This window comes from Bacillus cereus (assembly GCF_015071065.1).
Taxonomy (GTDB): Bacteria; Bacillota; Bacilli; order Bacillales; family Bacillaceae_G; genus Bacillus_A; species Bacillus_A cereus_BA.
Genome location: NZ_VOVA01000084.1, coordinates 1 through 660, shown reverse-complemented (window position 1 = coordinate 660; position 660 = coordinate 1). Strand labels below are relative to the sequence as shown.

Genomic DNA, 660 nt, shown 5'->3' with positions numbered 1-660 from the left:
TGATGGGTTCTGGTGCAAAAACACTTCACTACAACCATAGAACGGCAATATCCTGTTAACAGGGAGATTAAACAGCTAATCCAAACAATCTATGAATGAATTCAGCTTCATTTCGGGCAGATTTCACCCTTTGGTGAAGTTGCCCTTTTTTCATCATATGCATAGCTTCGATGCCACTTAAAATTAAAGTAGCTGTACGAAGTGACTTCAATCCTAACATAGAACGAACTTGCTTCTTGATAAAACGATGATCTTGTTCCACTATGTTATTCAAGTATTTCTGTTGTCTAAGTTGCATACCGCCAGGTATGCTTTTCTCCTTTTTCAACTGTTCAATTGCTATAGGATAAGCCGGATTCTTATCCACCGTAATGACGCGAGGTTTAGAAACATGAAAAGACCGCAAAGCTTTCTTGAAGAAGCGCTTTGCAGCCTTTGTGTCTCTTGTTTCACTGAGATAAAAATCAATCGTGCTTCCTTTGGAATCTACTGCACGATATAGATACATCCATTGACCTTTTACTTTGATATATGTTTCATCGACTCTCCAGGAGTCATTTGTTGTCTTAAGATGACGCCGTACTCTTTCATCTAATTCCGGTCCATATTGATGAACCCAACGCATAATCGTTGTGTGAGCCATCGATAAGCCACGCTCTC

At 39.7% G+C, this 660-nt stretch carries 1 protein-coding gene; it reads right to left on the bottom strand.

Annotation, left to right across the window (positions count from 1 at the left end):
- Window positions 1–67: 67 nt before the first annotated feature.
- On the bottom strand, window positions 68–660 hold a 593-nt coding region (locus FT637_RS29570), incomplete at its 5' end, for an IS6 family transposase (protein WP_193649257.1).